The organism is Serratia sp. CY56464 (genome assembly GCF_052168435.1).
Classification (GTDB): Bacteria; Pseudomonadota; Gammaproteobacteria; order Enterobacterales; family Enterobacteriaceae; genus Serratia; species Serratia marcescens.
Genome location: NZ_JBJNMV010000001.1, coordinates 964739 through 979307, shown reverse-complemented (window position 1 = coordinate 979307; position 14569 = coordinate 964739). Strand labels below are relative to the sequence as shown.

At 60.8% G+C, this 14569-nt stretch carries 13 protein-coding genes, 1 pseudogene and 1 other annotated feature; of the genes and pseudogenes, 8 read left to right on the top strand and 6 right to left on the bottom strand.

The window, feature by feature from the left end; translation table 11 throughout:
• Positions 1-28 precede the first annotated feature (28 nt).
• From ACJ8KE_RS04880 to rnm, 4 genes are all read right to left on the bottom strand, one after another.
• The gene (locus ACJ8KE_RS04880; protein WP_033640137.1) at positions 29-826 is read right to left on the bottom strand and encodes an alpha/beta fold hydrolase; all 798 of its coding nucleotides are present in this window, start codon (positions 824-826) and stop codon (positions 29-31) included.
• Positions 827-975: 149 nt separating this feature from the next.
• Entirely contained in the window at positions 976-1335 is a 360-nt protein-coding gene (locus tag ACJ8KE_RS04875) for a Rap1a/Tai family immunity protein (protein WP_016927523.1), read from the bottom strand.
• 115 nt (positions 1336-1450) lie between these two features.
• Positions 1451-2071 carry an L-threonylcarbamoyladenylate synthase gene (locus ACJ8KE_RS04870; protein ID WP_016927522.1) on the bottom strand — a complete coding sequence of 207 codons (621 nt, stop codon included), beginning with the start codon at positions 2069-2071 and terminating at the stop codon, positions 1451-1453.
• 47 nt (positions 2072-2118) lie between these two features.
• Complete coding sequence (rnm, locus tag ACJ8KE_RS04865) at positions 2119-3000, bottom strand: RNase RNM (RefSeq protein WP_016927521.1); 882 nt, start codon at positions 2998-3000, stop codon at positions 2119-2121.
• A 239-nt stretch (positions 3001-3239) separates the two neighbouring features.
• Positions 3240-3343, top strand: a sequence feature (Trp leader region).
• A 24-nt stretch (positions 3344-3367) separates the two neighbouring features.
• Here rnm and ACJ8KE_RS04860 point away from each other — a divergent pair.
• The 6 genes and pseudogenes from ACJ8KE_RS04860 to ACJ8KE_RS04835 all read left to right on the top strand — a co-directional run bounded on the left by ACJ8KE_RS04860 (position 3368) and on the right by ACJ8KE_RS04835 (position 10461).
• Positions 3368-4930: an anthranilate synthase component 1 gene (locus ACJ8KE_RS04860; protein ID WP_016927520.1), complete on the top strand. Its 1563-nt coding sequence runs from the start codon at positions 3368-3370 to the stop codon at positions 4928-4930.
• A pseudogene (trpD, locus tag ACJ8KE_RS04855) lies at positions 4930-6526 on the top strand (bifunctional anthranilate synthase glutamate amidotransferase component TrpG/anthranilate phosphoribosyltransferase TrpD). Before ACJ8KE_RS04860 ends, trpD begins: the two are co-directional and overlap by 1 nt.
• 3 nt (positions 6527-6529) lie before the next feature.
• Positions 6530-7891, top strand: a complete 1362-nt coding sequence (gene trpCF / locus ACJ8KE_RS04850) for a bifunctional indole-3-glycerol-phosphate synthase TrpC/phosphoribosylanthranilate isomerase TrpF (protein WP_172962824.1) — start codon at positions 6530-6532, stop codon at positions 7889-7891.
• A 41-nt stretch (positions 7892-7932) separates the two neighbouring features.
• On the top strand, positions 7933-9123 hold the full coding sequence (trpB, locus tag ACJ8KE_RS04845) for a tryptophan synthase subunit beta (protein WP_016927517.1): 1191 nt from the start codon (positions 7933-7935) through the stop codon (positions 9121-9123).
• On the top strand, positions 9123-9929 hold the full coding sequence (gene trpA, locus ACJ8KE_RS04840; protein ID WP_016927516.1) for a tryptophan synthase subunit alpha: 807 nt from the start codon (positions 9123-9125) through the stop codon (positions 9927-9929). Before trpB ends, trpA begins: the two co-directional genes overlap by 1 nt.
• A 217-nt stretch (positions 9930-10146) precedes the next feature.
• Positions 10147-10461, top strand: coding sequence for a BON domain-containing protein (locus ACJ8KE_RS04835; protein WP_016927515.1), 315 nt, complete (start codon positions 10147-10149; stop codon positions 10459-10461).
• A 44-nt stretch (positions 10462-10505) separates the two neighbouring features.
• Here the strand turns inward: ACJ8KE_RS04835 and ompW are convergent, their stop codons facing one another.
• Positions 10506-11138 (bottom strand): outer membrane protein OmpW, encoded by a 633-nt coding sequence (gene ompW, locus ACJ8KE_RS04830; RefSeq protein ID WP_016927514.1) that lies wholly within the window; start codon positions 11136-11138, stop codon positions 10506-10508.
• 286 nt (positions 11139-11424) lie between these two features.
• Here ompW and ACJ8KE_RS04825 point away from each other — a divergent pair, with 286 nt between their 5' ends.
• A complete protein-coding gene (locus ACJ8KE_RS04825; RefSeq protein WP_028127465.1) occupies positions 11425-11865 on the top strand; it encodes a YkgJ family cysteine cluster protein in 441 nt (146 codons plus the stop codon).
• Positions 11866-11899: 34 nt separating this feature from the next.
• Entirely contained in the window at positions 11900-12652 is a 753-nt protein-coding gene (locus ACJ8KE_RS04820) for a YciC family protein (RefSeq protein ID WP_016927513.1), read from the top strand.
• A 53-nt stretch (positions 12653-12705) separates the two neighbouring features.
• Here the strand turns inward: ACJ8KE_RS04820 and ACJ8KE_RS04815 are convergent, their stop codons facing one another.
• The gene (locus ACJ8KE_RS04815) at positions 12706-14409 is read right to left on the bottom strand and encodes a SulP family inorganic anion transporter (RefSeq protein ID WP_016927512.1); all 1704 of its coding nucleotides are present in this window, start codon (positions 14407-14409) and stop codon (positions 12706-12708) included.
• Positions 14410-14569: the final 160 nt, after the last annotated feature.

The following is a 14569-nucleotide window of genomic DNA, read 5'->3' as shown; positions in this document are numbered from 1 at the left end:
ATCGGCGGTGGCCCCCTTCAGACAGCGTTCACGGCGCCAAAAAATCCTCCACCGCCCACAGCACCGCGTCGGGCCGTTCCAAAATGCCGAGGTGAGTGCGAGCCTCGCCTAGACGCACCACGGAGAAAAACGGCTGTTCGGCGGCAAATGCCTGCTGTTGCCGCAGGTAGTCGTCGCGGCGATCCAACGAGTAGATGTGCCGACACGGCGGCGGCGCGCTCATGCCCGCCAGGCGTTGCAGCGGCGAGCCGTATTGCCGATAGGCCTGTTCGATGGCCACGCCGGCGGCACGCCAGAGCCGGTAATCTTCCTGCGCCATCTCGACCTCCAGATGGCGTTTGACCCGATCGTGACGGATGCCGCCCTGCCAGAAGTCGAACAAGGCGTCGCGCGCCGCCAGCCACTGCTGCGGCTGCTGCATGCGGCTCACCGCCGTAAAGAACGCCGGCTCCGGCTGCGTCATGATCCAGTCGAGAAACACCATGCCCCGCACCCGCTGCGGCAACGCTTCGGCCAACGCCACCGCCAGCCAGCTGGCGTGCGCCACCGACAGGGTGACCGCGTTATCCAAACGCAGCGCCGTCAGCAGTTGGCGCACATCCTCCAGCAAGTCGTCCGCCGTCAGCGACATCTCCGTGGCTTTTGACGACAGGCCATGGCCGCGCCAGTCGATGCTGATCACCCGATAGCGTTCGGCCGCCAGAGCGATGAACGGCTCAAACACGGTTTTCGGTTCGCACCAGCCGGGCAGCAACACCAACGTGAGCGGCCCTGAGCCGATATCCTGATAATCGAGCATCATGTTGGCACTGTGAAATGCGGTCATATTACCTCCTGCGCGTCTCTCCCCGACCCGTTCGGGGAATACCGACGGGGATAAGGTGACAGCGCAGCAGGTATTGATCTATTGAAGTTCGTGCGGAAAGTCCCCTGGGCGCACCTTATGAAAAAATGCGCACTAATTGGAATGGGAACTTAATGGCGCACGCAGGGATAGGCGGCGCTTAACGCCAGCATGATCACCGACGGTGCGGAATAATGCAGTTGCTCAGGATGCTCGTTCAAATACTGCATCACCGCGTCGGCGGCTACGCCGATGCTCATCCCGGCTTCCGGGCAGATATTGCGATTGCCCTGCATGGAATAAGTATCGAATACGCCGGCGACGTATCCCATGAACATGCCGCCATTCAGCGCTTCGGCCACGGTGGCTTCACCGCTTTTATTTTTTACGTAACCGCCGGATTCCGCCAGCAAACCGCTGCCTGAATAAAACCCCGCATTTGCCATTGAGGAAAATAATAAGGCCGCTAAAAAAGAAACCTGTTTAATCATTGCTGCGCATCCTGCCCATTATCAATTCTGAAGTAGTCAAGAATAGCGGCTTTCACGCGAAATAGCCTCGCTTCAGCCGATTTTCAGACAATGGGCAAGGTGGCAACCTTTTACATCAGCGGAAAGGCGCCGCGTCGCCCGCCCCTTCGCGCACCACTTCCGGCGTGGATTCGGTCAGATCGATAACCGTGGTCGGTTGTTGGCCGAGGAAGCCGCCGTGGATCACCAGATCGACCACCTTGCCCAAATGATCGCTGATCTCTTCCGGATCCGACTCGGCAAAATCATTGCCCGGCAGCATCAGGGTGGTGGACATCATCGGTTCGTTCAGCGCCTCCAGCAGCGCCAATGCGATCGGGTTCGACGGCACACGCAGGCCGATGGTTTTGCGCTTTTCATTCATCAGGCGGCGCGGCACTTCTTTGGTCGCCTTCAGAATGAACGTGTAGTGGCCCGGCGTATTGTTTTTGATCAGGCGGAAGGCCGTATTATCGACGTGCGCATAGGTCGACAATTCGGACAGATCGCGGCACATCAGGGTAAAGTTGTGGTTGCCGTCCAGTTGACGGATGCGGCAAATGCGCTCCATCGCCGCCTTCTCTTCCAGCATGCAACCCAGCGCGTAGCCGGAATCGGTGGGATAAACGATCACTCCGCCCTTGCGCAGCACCTCGACCGCCTGGTTAATCAAACGCGGCTGTGGGTTGTCCGGATGAATATAAAAAAGCTGACTCATGACTTGCTCCTAAAATAATGCCCGCGCGCGTTGCCACGCGCGTAAAATCAGACCGCCTGGCCCGGTTGCGGCCAATCGCGCCACACTGGCTCGACGCCGCCCGGCAGCCACAGCTTGCGCCCCAGTTCGATCCACGAACAAGGTTGATGGAAATCAGAGCCTTGCGAGGCCAACAGGTGGTAGTCCTGCGCGTACTTCGCCAGCTGCGCGCGCTCATGCGGCGCCTGCTGACACTGCGCCACTTCCATGGCGTCGCCGCCGTGTTCGGCGAAATGCGCCAGCAAACGTTTCAACCACTTCGCGGTCAGATCATAACGGCCGGGGTGCGCTATCACCGCCTGGCCGCCCGATTGATGAATCGCATCAATGGCTTGTTCTATTGTACACCACTGCGGCGGCACGTAGCCGGTTTTGCCTTTGGCCAGATATTTCTTGAACACCTGCGCCATGTTGTCCGCCACGCCAATCTCCACCAGGTAACGGGCGAAATGGCCGCGGGTCACCGCACCGGCCCCCGCCAACCGCTGGGCGCCGGCATAGGCGTCGGGAATGCGCGCTTTACCCAGACGTGCGCCGATCTCCTGCGCGCGCCGATGGCGACGTTCGGTTTGTTCCGCCAATAGCGCCACCAGCGCCGGGTGCGCGACGTCCACGCCCAACCCAACGATATGAATTTCATGATTTTCCCATAGCGTCGAGATTTCCACCCCGTTGACCAGCCGCAGCGGCAACGCCTGCTCCGCAATAGCGGCGGCGGCCTCAGCCAAGCCTGCGGTGGTGTCGTGATCGGTGATCGCCAGCACGCCCACGCGCATCTCTACCGCCCGCAGCACCAGCTGCGTCGGCGTCAGGTAGCCGTCGGAAGCGGTCGTGTGGCTGTGGAGGTCGTACAGAGTAAAAGCGATGGATGGGGGGTTACTGTCTGTCAAAACGGCTATCCGGCAATGGCTTGGTTTTCTATCATACCCGCGATCGGCGGCCGGACGGAAATCTATTCTGCGCCAGGCAGACGATGAATAGAATTCACGCTGACCGCTAAAACATTGTGCAAAAAGAGGGTTGACTTTGCCCTCGCGAACCAGTTAACTAGTACACAAGTTCACGGCAACGGCCGTGTCGGATGAGAGTTAACAAAGAGAGTCTGCAAATGAACACATACATTTCTCTTCACGGTTGGTGGCGTACCTCCCTCTTGCGGGCGGTGTAATCGCGCATAGCTGTCATCTGACAATGCAGATTTCCTGAGCCCGCACCTGATGCGGGCTTTTTTATGGACAGAATTCACTGGAACCACCGATGATGAACACCAAACCACAACTGACATTACTGAAGGCGCAAGCCAGCTACCGGGGCGATCCCACCACCCTTTTCCACCAGCTGTGCGGCGCCCGTCCGGCCACCCTGCTGCTGGAGTCGGCGGAAATCAACAGCAAACAGAATCTGCAGAGCCTGCTGGTCATCGACAGCGCGCTGCGCATTACCGCACTGGGCCACACCGTCAGCGTGCAGGCGCTGACCGCCAACGGCGCGGCGCTGCTGCCGCTGCTGGACGAAGCGCTGCCGCCCGAGGTGCGCAATCAGGCGCGCCCCAACGGCCGCGAACTGACCTTCCCGGCGATCGACGCGGTGCAGGACGAAGACGCCCGCCTGCGTTCACTGTCGGTGTTCGACGCGCTGCGCACGCTGCTGACCCTGGTGGACTCCCCGGCGGACGAGCGCGAAGCCGTGATGCTGGGCGGCCTGTTCGCCTACGATTTGGTCGCCGGGTTCGAGGACCTGCCGGCACTGCGCCAGGATCAACGCTGCCCGGACTTCTGCTTCTATCTGGCGGAAACCCTGCTGGTGCTTGATCATCAACGCGGATCGGCCCGTCTGCAGGCCAGCGTCTTCAGTGAGCAGGCGAGTGAAGCGCAGCGTTTGCAGCAGCGTCTGGAACAGCTGCAGGCTGAGTTGCAACAACCCCCGCAGCCGATCCCGCACCAAACGCTGGAAAACATGCAGCTGAGCTGTAACCAGAGCGACGAAGAGTACGGCGCGGTGGTCAGCGAGCTGCAGGAAGCGATCCGCCAGGGCGAGATTTTCCAGGTGGTGCCGTCGCGCCGCTTTTCCCTGCCATGCCCGGCGCCGCTGGCGGCCTACCAAACCTTAAAAGACAACAACCCCAGCCCGTACATGTTCTTCATGCAGGATGATGACTTCACCCTGTTCGGCGCTTCGCCGGAGAGCGCGCTGAAATACGACGCGGGCAATCGCCAAATCGAAATCTACCCGATCGCCGGCACTCGCCCACGCGGCCGCCGCGCCGATGGTTCGCTGGATCTGGATCTCGACAGCCGCATCGAGCTGGAAATGCGCACCGACCATAAAGAGCTGGCCGAGCACCTGATGCTGGTCGATCTGGCGCGCAACGATCTGGCGCGCATCTGCCAGGCCGGCAGCCGCTACGTGGCCGACCTGACCAAGGTGGACCGCTATTCATTCGTCATGCACCTGGTTTCCCGGGTGGTGGGCACCCTGCGCGCCGATCTCGACGTGCTGCACGCCTACCAGGCCTGCATGAACATGGGCACCCTCAGCGGCGCGCCGAAAGTGCGGGCGATGCAGCTGATCGCCGCCTCCGAAGGCACGCGCCGCGGCAGCTACGGCGGCGCGGTGGGCTACTTCACCGCCACCGGCGATCTGGATACCTGCATCGTCATTCGCTCCGCCTACGTTGAAGACGGCATCGCCACCGTGCAAGCCGGTGCCGGCGTGGTGCTGGATTCCGTCCCGCAGGCGGAAGCCGACGAAACCCGTAATAAAGCCCGTGCCGTGCTGCGCGCCATCGCCACTGCGCACCATGCCAAGGAGGTGTTCTGATGGCCGATATCCTGCTGCTCGACAACGTCGATTCCTTTACCTACAACCTGGTCGATCAGCTGCGCGCCAGCGGCCACCAGGTGGTGATTTACCGTAATCAGATCGCCGCCGAGGTGATCATCGAGCGTCTGCAACAGATGGAACAGCCGGTGCTGATGCTGTCGCCCGGTCCCGGCACGCCGTCCGAAGCGGGCTGTATGCCGGAACTGCTGCAGCGTCTGCGCGGCCAACTGCCGATCATCGGCATCTGCCTCGGCCACCAGGCGATCGTCGAAGCCTATGGCGGCCAGGTCGGCCAGGCGGGCGAGATCCTGCACGGCAAAGCCTCGGCGATCGCTCACGATGGCGAAGGCATGTTCGCCGGTATGGCCAATCCGCTGCCGGTGGCGCGCTACCACTCGCTGGTCGGCAGCAATATCCCGGCCGATCTCACCGTCAACGCCCGTTTCGGCGAAATGGTGATGGCGGTGCGCGACGACCGCCGCCGCGTGTGCGGCTTCCAGTTCCACCCGGAATCGATTCTGACCACCCACGGCGCGCGCCTGCTTGAGCAGACCCTGGCCTGGGCGCTGGCGAAGTAATATAAGGAACACGACGATGCAACCTATTCTTGAGAAACTGTACCGCGCCGAGTCGATGAGCCAGCAGGAAAGCCAACAGCTGTTCAGCGCCATCGTGCGCGGCGAGCTGGAGCCGAGCCAACTGGCGGCGGCGTTGATCAGCATGAAAGTCCGCGGCGAGCGCCCGGAAGAGATCGCCGGCGCCGCCAAAGCGCTGCTGGACGACGCTCAGCCGTTCCCGCGCCCTGACTATCTGTTCGCCGATATCGTCGGCACCGGCGGCGACGGCACCAACAGCATCAATATTTCCACCGCCAGCGCCTTCGTGGCGGCGGCGTGCGGCGCGAAGATCGCCAAACACGGCAACCGCAGCGTCTCCAGCCGTTCCGGCTCTTCGGATCTGCTGGCGGCGTTCGGCATCCGCCTGGATCTGCCGGCGGAAGAAGCGCGCAAGGCGCTGGACGATCTCGGCGTGTGCTTCCTGTTCGCGCCGCAGTACCACACCGGTTTTCGTCACGCTATGCCGGTGCGCCAGCAGTTGAAGACCCGCACGCTGTTCAACGTGCTGGGCCCGCTGATCAACCCGGCGCGCCCGCCGCTGGCGCTGATCGGCGTTTATAGCCCGGAACTGGTGCTGCCGATTGCCGAAACCCTGCGCGTGCTGGGTTATCAGCGTGCGGCGGTGGTTCACGGCGGCGGCATGGACGAGGTGGCGATCCACGCTCCGACGCACGTAGCGGAATTGAACAACGGCGAAATCAGCAGCTACCAGCTCACGCCGCAGTCCTTCGGATTGGAAACCTATCCGCTGGAAGCCTTGCTGGGCGGCACGCCGGAAGAAAACCGTGACATTTTGGCGCGGCTGTTACAAGGTAAAGGCGAGCCGGCGCACGCCGCGGCGGTCGCGGCCAACGTCGCGTTGCTTCTGAAGTTATTCGGACATGAAGACCTGCGCCAAAATGCGCGGCAGGCACTGGATATGATCAACAGCGGGCAGGCCTATGAGCGTGTCATCGCACTGGCGGCAAGAGGATAAATGATGCAGGAAACCGTGCTACACAAGATTGTCCGCGACAAAGCGCAATGGATCGCGGCGCGACAACAGCAACAGCCCCTGGCCGGCTTTCAGAACGACATCGTACCGAGCGAACGCAGCTTTTATCACGCGCTGCAGGGCACCCGGACGGCTTTCATTCTCGAATGCAAGAAGGCCTCGCCTTCCAAAGGGTTGATTCGCGAAAACTTTGATCCGGTAGAGATCGCCACGGTGTATAAAGATTTCGCCTCGGCGATCTCGGTGCTGACCGACGAGAAATACTTCCAGGGCAGCTTCGATTTCCTGCCGCTGGTCAGTAAAACCGTCAGCCAACCGGTGTTGTGCAAAGACTTTATCATCGATCCGTATCAGATTTACCTGGCGCGCTACTATCAGGCCGATGCCATCCTGCTGATGCTGTCGGTGTTGACCGACGACCAGTATCGCCAGCTGGCGGCGGTGGCTCACAGCCTGAATATGGGCGTGCTGACCGAAGTGATCAGTGAAGAAGAGCTGCAGCGCGCGATCGCGCTGGAAGCGCGCGTGGTCGGCATCAATAATCGCGATCTGCGCGATCTGAGCATCGATCTGGACCGCACTCGCCAACTGGCGCCGCGCGTGCCGCATGGCGTGACGGTGATCAGCGAGTCAGGCATCAACAACTATGGGCAGATCCGCGAGCTGAGCCATTACGCCAACGGTTTCCTGATCGGTAGCGCGCTGATGTCTGAACCCGATCTGCGCGCCGCCGTGCGCCGCGTGATCCTGGGCGACAACAAAGTGTGCGGCCTGACCCGTCCGCAGGACGCCGCCGCCGCGTATCAGGCCGGCGCCATCTACGGCGGGCTGATTTTCGTCGGCCGTTCACCGCGCTATGTGGATATCACCCGCGCCCGCGAAGTGATCTCCGGCGCGCCGCTGAAGTATGTCGGCGTGTTCTGCGACGCCCAGGTCGATACCGTGGCGTTGACCGTTGAGCGCCTCGGCCTGCATGCGGTGCAATTGCACGGCGCGGAAGACCAGGCTTATATCAACGCCCTGCGCGCCCGCTTGCCGGCTGATTGCCGCATCTGGAAAGCGCTGAGCGTGAAAGATCGGGTGCCGGCGCGCGATCTGCAGCATGTCGATCGCTACCTGCTCGACAACGGCGCCGGCGGCACCGGCCAACGCTTCGACTGGTCGGTATTGCAAGGCGAAGATCTGACTAACGTGATGCTGGCGGGCGGCCTGCGCGCCGACAACTGCGTCGAAGCGGCCAAGCTCGGCTGCGCCGGGCTGGACTTCAACTCCGGCGTGGAAAGCGAACCGGGCATCAAAGATCCCGCGCGCCTGGCCTCGGTCTTCCAGACCCTGCGCGCCTACTGAATACGGCTCTATATTAATAACGGATAATAACGGGAACTCTCATGACGCTGCTTAACCCCTACTTCGGCGAATTTGGTGGCCAATACGTGCCGCAAATTCTGATGCCGGCCCTGAAACAACTGGAAGAAGCCTTTGTCAGCGCCCAGCGCGATCCGGCGTTTCAGGCGGAATTTATCGATCTGTTGAAGAACTACGCGGGCCGCCCGACGGCGCTGACGCTGTGCAAAAACCTCACCGCCGGCAGCAACACCAAGCTTTATCTGAAGCGTGAAGATCTGCTGCACGGCGGCGCACACAAGACCAACCAGGTGCTGGGCCAGGCGTTGCTGGCCAAGCGCATGGGCAAAACCGAGATCATCGCGGAAACCGGCGCCGGCCAACACGGCGTCGCGTCGGCGCTGGCCTGCGCGCTGCTCGGCCTCAAATGCCGCATCTATATGGGCGCCAAAGACGTCGAGCGCCAGTCGCCGAACGTGTTCCGCATGCGGCTGATGGGCGCGGAAGTGATCCCGGTGCACAGCGGCTCCGCCACCCTGAAAGACGCCTGCAACGAAGCGTTGCGCGACTGGTCCGGCAGCTATGAAACCGCGCACTACATGCTCGGCACCGCCGCCGGCCCGCATCCGTACCCGACTATCGTGCGTGAATTCCAGCGCATGATCGGCGAAGAAACCAAAGCGCAGGTGCTGGAGCGCGAAGGCCGTCTGCCGGATGCGGTCATCGCCTGCGTCGGCGGCGGCTCCAACGCCATCGGTATGTTCGCCGACTTTATCGATGATGCCGATGTCGGGCTGATCGGCGTGGAACCCGCCGGTCTGGGCATCGAGACCGGCCAGCACGGCGCGCCGCTGAAGCACGGCCACGTCGGCATCTACTTCGGTATGAAAGCGCCGATGATGCAGACCGCCGAAGGCCAGATTGAAGAATCCTATTCAATCTCCGCCGGGTTGGACTTCCCGTCCGTCGGGCCGCAACACGCCTTCCTGAACAGCATCGGCCGCGCCGAATACGTGTCGATCACCGACGACGAAGCGCTGGAAGCGTTCAAGGCGCTGTCGCGCCATGAAGGCATCATCCCGGCGCTGGAATCCTCGCACGCCCTGGCGCACGCGCTGAAAATGATCCGTGAAACGCCGCAGAAAGAACAGATCCTGGTGGTCAACCTGTCCGGCCGCGGCGACAAAGACATATTTACCGTTCACGACATTTTGAAAGCACGGGGAGAAATCTGATGGAACGTTATCAGCAACTGTTCAAACGCCTGGAAAGCAACAAGGAAGGCGCCTTCGTCCCGTTCGTGACGCTGGGCGATCCTAATCCGACGCTGTCGCTGCAGATTATCGATACCCTGATCGAAGCCGGCGCGGACGCGCTGGAGCTGGGCATCCCCTTCTCCGATCCGCTGGCGGATGGCCCAACCATCCAGAGCGCGACGCTGCGCGCTTTCGCCGCCGGCGTCACGCCGACCCAGTGCTTCGAGATGCTGGCGGCCATCCGCCAGAAGCACCCGACCATTCCCATCGGCCTGCTGATGTACGCCAATCTGGTGTTCCATAAAGGCATCGATGCGTTTTACCAACGCTGCGCCGAAGTGGGCGTGGATTCGGTGCTGGTCGCCGACGTGCCGTTTGAAGAGTCTGCGCCGTTCCGCGCCGCCGCCGCTCGCCACGGTATCGCACCGATCTTCATCTGCCCGCCGAACGCTGATGACGATCTGCTGCGTGAAATCGCGTCGCACGGCCGCGGTTACACCTACCTGCTGTCGCGCGCCGGGGTGACCGGCACCGAAAGCCGGGCGCAGTTGCCGTTGCATCACCTGGTGAACACGCTGCGCGAGTATCACGCCGCGCCGCCGCTGCAGGGCTTCGGCATCTCCGAACCCGAGCAGGTGAAGGCGGCGCTGCAGGCCGGCGCCGCCGGCGCGATCTCCGGCTCGGCAATCGTCAAAATCATCGAACAGCACCATGCCGACCCGGCGGAGATGCTGACCAGGCTGGCGGCCTTCGTCAGCAATATGAAGCGCGCCACCCGGGCGTGATCCTCTTTAGCGAGCGCCCTGCCGGCGCTCGCTTTAACAGCTTGTTTCCCCTCAAAGTTTGTTCCATTTATTTACATCAAAAATTTGAACAAACCCAGGTCTTGTCTCACAATGAACGTTGTTCGCTATGCATTTCTTCGTTTGATTTGGGGAATGCGCTCGCTGCGGCGAAAAACCGTAGCGAATTTCAACCATAACATTGCATGGAGAGTAATTTATGAAGCTGTTTAAAACCCTTTCAGCCTTGTGCATGGCAGCCGTTGTGGCGGTCGCGGTGAGCGCTTGCGCGCCGACGGCAAAATCAGAGGGAACAGGCGGTTATATCGATGACACCGTGGTCACCACCAAAGTGAAATCGGCGTTGCTGGCGGATAAAAACATCAAGTCACGCGAGATCAGCGTAGAAACCTTTAAAGGGCGCGTACAGCTGAGCGGCTTCGTGACCTCCAGCGATGACGCCAACCGTGCAGTGCAGGTCACACGCGGCGTGGCCGGCGTGAAATCGGTTGAAAACGTGATGCAGGTTAAATAATACCGACACAGGGAGGCGCAACGCCTCCCTGATTGCGGCCTTCATCAGAAGCGGTAACCCGCCCCGAACATGAACACCCACGGATCCAGACGCGTATCGAAGCTGTGGTGCCCACCGTTCGCATCGTTGAAGCGAGTTTTGGTTTCGATGTTCATCCACCACACCGACATGTTCAGCATCCAGTGCTCATCCAGGTTGTAATCCAGGCCGGCCTGCGCCGCCACGCCCCAGGAATCTTTCAGATCGAGGTCGCTCAACCCGGCGCTTTTGCCGTAGTCGTTGAACTTCTCGTCGAAGAAGGTGGTGTAGTTAACGCCGACGCCCAGGTAAGGACGCAGTTTGTCCTGCTTGTCGCCGAAATAGTATTGCGCCATCAGCGTAGGCGGCAGTTGGTGAACGGTCGCCAAATCAGTGCCGCCCAGCGTCACCTTGTGGCGGAATGGCGTTGCGGCCAACAACTCAACGCCGATGTTGTCCGTCACCATGTAACCGAAGGTCAGACCGAGCTGAGTGTTGTTTTTCGCATCCAGCGAACCCAACCCCAGTACGTTGTCCGAACCTGCATTTGGACGCACCGTCGCGGTGCCCGCGCGGAACAGGAAATCACCGGCCTGATGCGCACTTGCCAACATAGGCGCCATCATCGTCGCCAATACCATCAGAGTTGTCTTTTTCATTATCCATTCCATTTGTGTGGTTAATCGCTCGAGGGGGAATATACCTACTTTCGGGTATTTGTGATCCCATCGAGATCACATCTTATGTGTAAAAATTTAAAATCCCACCAAAAACAAGGTTACCTAACCGTCTAATAAATCAAGGATTGATCTGCATCAAAAAAACGATTTTGTTGCAAATTATCTACATGTTCAAATTTCTGTTGCGGAGAAAAATGCGGCTGAGGTAATTTCATTTTCCGTGTTGGTTTTGGTTGGTGCCGTGAGGAGTCGGTGGGCAATCAAGATGAGCGAAATCCTTAATCCCTGTGTCAGCTGCGGCGCATGCTGCGGTTATTTTCGAGTGTCATTCTATTGGGCCGAAGCCGAAGACGGCGGCGGCACCGTTCCCCTTTCCTTAACAGAGCCTTTGACCCCATTCCTGCGCTGCATGCAGGGGACCAACAGCAAGTCCCCCCGCTGTACCGCGCTGGACGGTGAAATAGGTAAAGCCGTTTCCTGCTCGATCTACCTTAATCGGCCCAGCCCGTGCAGGGAGTTCGATCAGTCCGGTGAAAACGGCCTGCGCAACGAAGCCTGCGATCGCGCCCGGGAACGCTACGGCCTGCCGCCCTTGCCGGTGCCCTTGCCGCTATCGCTGTCTGACGCGACGATCGTTGAAGAAATAGGCGTAGTGCAATTCGCGGGGTGCCACAGCGGCGTGGAACAGGGTACAATCACCCACTGATTTATCTCTGTTTTCCCGACGCCAAGGAGTCTGCATGCCTATCACGGCCAACGCTTTGTACCGTGACAGTTTTAACTTTTTACGCAACCAACTGGCCAGCATCCTGATGCTGGCTTTGTTGACGGCGTTTATCTCCGTGCTGCTGAATCAGGCCTTCAGCCCTGATGCCGAACAGTTGGCGACGCTCGCTGCCACCACCAGCGATTTTGCTTCGTCTACCGGCATGGGCATTCAGGAAGTGATCCAGCAGATGACGCCGGAACAGCAGATGGTGTTGCTGAAAGTGTCGGCGGCCGCCACCTTCTCTGCGCTGGTCGGCAACGTGCTGCTGGTCGGCGGGATGCTGACGCTGATCCGTCTGGTGTCGCAAGGGCAACGCACCAGCGCCCTGCGCGCGCTCGGCGCCTCGGCGCCCGACTTGCCGCGCCTGCTGCTGCTGCTGTTTATCTGCACCCTGCTGATCCAGCTCGGCCTGACGCTGTTTGTGGTGCCGGGCGTGCTGATGGCGATCGCCTTCGCGCTGGCGCCGGTGATCGCCTCCGTCGATAAAAAAGGCGTGTTCGCTTCGCTCAAGCTGAGCAGCAAATTGGCCTTCGCCAATGCGCGCGTGCTGGTGCCGGCGATGATGCTGTGGCTGGCGGCCAAGCTGCTGGTGCTGTTCCTGGTGAGCCATCTGTCGGTGCTGACGCCGAACGTCGCCAGCGTGGTGCTGACCGCGTTGAGCAATCTGGTCTCCGCTCTGCTGCTGATCTACCTGTTCCGGCTGTATATGCTGCTGCGCGGCTAACGCCGGCATCAGCAAAAACCAAGGGGCGCGCTTCGGCGTGCCCCTTTTTTTGTTTACCCCACCACGGCGGCTTCCGCCTGCTCCTTACTCTGAATCAGCTTCAGCGCCAGATACAGATCCGGCACCAAAATCAACTCTTTATCGCGCCCTAAGCGGTTGATGCGGAACCAACGCGTCAGCTCGGTGCGGCGCCCCGCCAGCACCAGCTTTACGTTACGCTGTAACAGGTCGCGTTTCAGTTCGTCGATGGCCGCCAGCACGCTGATATCGGCATGGGTGAAACTGGCCACCGCATCCACCACCACCCAACGTGGCTGGAACGGTGTGCCGTCGACCAAATTGAGGATACGGCGTTTGAAATACGCCACGTTGAAATAGGTCAGCGGCGAATTGAAGCGATACATCATGACGCCAGGTACCGCCTTCACCCCATTGTTATTGCCCATGGAATGGATCATGCCTTCATCGTTGACGCCCAGCAGCTGTTCCGTCGGCCGGAAGACGGTGCGCAGAAACTGCATCAGCCCCAGCAACACCGCCAGCCCGATGCCGCTGATCACTCCCACCAGCAGCACGCTGAGGAAGGTAAACAGCGCCAGGCGGAACGCCTGCGCGTTGCGACGGCGCAAGATCCAGATGCCACGGATGTCCAGCAGCGACCAGGCCGCATACATCAGCACCACACCCAATCCCGCCACCGGAATAAACTGCAGCGGCGCCATCAGGAACAGCAAGACAAAGGCGATGACCGCGGCGGCGATGATCGACACCAGTTGGCTCTTGCCGCCGTTGGCATCATTCACCGCGGTGCGCGAATCCGCGCCGCTGATGGCGAAACCTTGCGACAGCGCAGAGACGATATTCACCAGCCCCAGCGCGCGAAACTCGGCGTCAGCGTTTACCTCATAACCGTTTTTGGCGGCGAAGCTGCGGGCGGTGAGCATCATGCTGACAAAGCTCACCACCGCCAGGTTAAGCGCCGGGATCACCATGTCGCGCAGCAAACCGGGCTGGAAGTCCGGCCACTGGACGATCGGCAGCACGCCGCTGAAACCGCCCACCGTCACCACGCCATGCTGCTGCAGGCCGCCCGCCCAGGTCACGAACGCCGCCAGCACGATAGCGAACAGCGGCGCCGGCCAGTTAGGCCGCCATTTTTTAAATCCAAGCAGCGTCACCAGCGTCAGCAACGACACCGCCATCGTCAGCCAGTCGCTGTGCAGCAAGTTACCGGGCAGCGCATAGATGCGCTCGATCAGCTGTGCCGGGCGCACCGTGAACCCCAACACCTTGCCGATCTGATCGACAATAATGGTGATCGCCACCCCGTTCAGCAGCCCGCTGAGGATCGGCCGCGACAGCAAATCCGCCAGCGCCCCCAGCTTGAACCGGCTGGCCAGCAGGCACCAGCCGCCCATCATGGCGGTCATCATAATGGTCAGTTGCCAATGGCGTTCCATATTGCCCGCTGCCAGCGGCGTCACCACTGCGGCGATCACCGCGCAGGTGGCGGCGTCGGGCCCGACGATCAGCTGGCGCGACGAGCCGAACAGCGCGTAGGCCATCATCGGCAAGATACAGGAGTAGAGCCCCACTACCGGGCTGACCCCGGCCAGTTCGGCGTAGGCGATAGCCACCGGGAGGGCGACGGCGGCGACGGAAAGGCCGGCGCGAATATCCGGCTTGAGCCAGCTGCGTTGATAGCCCAATAAATGCGTCAAACCAGGCGTCAGGGCCTGGAGAGATTTCCACTGCATGTTGTTTTCCGCGGTAAATTATCTGGTTATTATGACGCTTACTATGCGGCCTGCGGCCCGCGCTGGCAATCTGCCGGCGCTTTCTTGCGTAAGTTTATGCAAATTCCTGCTTTCGCGGCAGAAATCCGCCGGCCAAACGCCGATAATCGGCAACGCCCGG

Excerpts from the sequence above, each read along its gene's own strand:
- trpA (WP_016927516.1), top strand. The coding sequence starts at position 9,123 with ATGGAACGTTATCAGCAACTGTTCAAACGCCTGGAAAGCAACAAGGAA.
- ACJ8KE_RS04820 (WP_016927513.1), top strand. The coding sequence starts at position 11,900 with ATGCCTATCACGGCCAACGCTTTGTACCGTGACAGTTTTAACTTTTTA.
- trpB (WP_016927517.1), top strand. The coding sequence starts at position 7,933 with ATGACGCTGCTTAACCCCTACTTCGGCGAATTTGGTGGCCAATACGTG.
- ACJ8KE_RS04880 (WP_033640137.1), bottom strand. The coding sequence starts at position 826 with ATGACCGCATTTCACAGTGCCAACATGATGCTCGATTATCAGGATATC.
- ACJ8KE_RS04815 (WP_016927512.1), bottom strand. The coding sequence starts at position 14,409 with ATGCAGTGGAAATCTCTCCAGGCCCTGACGCCTGGTTTGACGCATTTA.
- ACJ8KE_RS04835 (WP_016927515.1), top strand. The coding sequence starts at position 10,147 with ATGAAGCTGTTTAAAACCCTTTCAGCCTTGTGCATGGCAGCCGTTGTG.
- ACJ8KE_RS04825 (WP_028127465.1), top strand. The coding sequence starts at position 11,425 with ATGAGCGAAATCCTTAATCCCTGTGTCAGCTGCGGCGCATGCTGCGGT.
- trpCF (WP_172962824.1), top strand. The coding sequence starts at position 6,530 with ATGCAGGAAACCGTGCTACACAAGATTGTCCGCGACAAAGCGCAATGG.
- ACJ8KE_RS04870 (WP_016927522.1), bottom strand. The coding sequence starts at position 2,071 with ATGAGTCAGCTTTTTTATATTCATCCGGACAACCCACAGCCGCGTTTG.
- ACJ8KE_RS04875 (WP_016927523.1), bottom strand. The coding sequence starts at position 1,335 with ATGATTAAACAGGTTTCTTTTTTAGCGGCCTTATTATTTTCCTCAATG.
- ompW (WP_016927514.1), bottom strand. The coding sequence starts at position 11,138 with ATGAAAAAGACAACTCTGATGGTATTGGCGACGATGATGGCGCCTATG.
- ACJ8KE_RS04860 (WP_016927520.1), top strand. The coding sequence starts at position 3,368 with ATGATGAACACCAAACCACAACTGACATTACTGAAGGCGCAAGCCAGC.